Source organism: Streptomyces sp. SID5464, assembly GCF_009862985.1.
GTDB lineage: Bacteria > Actinomycetota > Actinomycetes > Streptomycetales > Streptomycetaceae > Streptomyces > Streptomyces chartreusis_D.
This window is the reverse complement of record NZ_WWIQ01000076.1, coordinates 77,172-77,961: the sequence shown is the minus strand read 5'-3', so window position 1 is coordinate 77,961 and position 790 is coordinate 77,172. Positions and strand designations below refer to the sequence as shown.

At 64.6% G+C, this 790-nt stretch carries 2 protein-coding genes and 1 tRNA gene (1 of these 3 running past the window's edge); all 3 read right to left on the bottom strand.

All coding sequences use genetic code 11. The annotated features are described in order from the left end of the window. Positions 1-127 precede the first annotated feature (127 nt). Positions 128-361: a hypothetical protein gene (locus GTY47_RS37775; RefSeq protein ID WP_006136074.1), complete on the bottom strand. Its 234-nt coding sequence runs from the start codon at positions 359-361 to the stop codon at positions 128-130. A 3-nt stretch (positions 362-364) separates the two neighbouring features. Further along, positions 365-538, bottom strand: coding sequence for a hypothetical protein (locus GTY47_RS40550; protein WP_010041981.1), 174 nt, complete (start codon positions 536-538; stop codon positions 365-367). Between the two features lie 200 nt (positions 539-738). Then, positions 739-790: transfer RNA gene (locus GTY47_RS40545), tRNA-Ala, on the bottom strand (it continues 145 nt past the right edge of the window).

Below are 790 nucleotides of genomic sequence, written 5' to 3'. Positions count from 1 at the left end.
TGCTGTGTTGCCTCCGGTTTCCCCCGGCGGCGACGCCAACATTACTGGTCCTCCGGGCCCAACACCAAATCCATTTCGCCTCGTACGGAGATGCCCGATATGCCGGGTTCACACCGACCGGCGGGCGCTAGGCCGTGACGAACGAATAGAACCGCTTGAGCGTGCAGTGCTCCTCCAGAAGCCGGCCGTAGATCGGCTCGCCCTCCAGCTCGCGGTACGTCTCGATCGGGTCGCCCTTTATGATCAGCGCCCGCGCGCACTCCTCGCACCAGTACTGGTAGTCGGGATTGATCGGCTCCATGTCGCGGACGATCGGAGTCCCGCTGCCACACCAGTCGCATTTCCGCCTGTGTGCACCCATCGATCAGCTCCAGCTGTGGCCGCAGGCCGTGCACACGTAGGAGATCCCGCCGTTGTCGCCGAGCATCTGGGCCACGTGCGCGGAACCGCAGGAAGGGCAGCTGAGGCGGGTCGACATCTCCCGTGTCAATGCTGCTCCGAGGAGGTGGTCGACCTCCTCGAGGATGCTCGCAGGCATCGCTACTCCCTCCCGTCGGGCCGCGCCCCCTTCCGGCCGTTTGATTCTGCCACGACCGGACCAATACGGTCAGCGACGCCTCAGTACCAGTCCGGACACGGCAACCCGGCGGGGCCGTAGAGGTATACGCCTCAGGGGCCCGAGTGACTCAAGGGGGAGCATGAAAAATCCCGCCCCCTGACGGGAACGGGATCTTGTCGTGGAGCTAAGGAGAATTGAACTCCTGACCTCCTGCATGCCATGCAGGCGCTC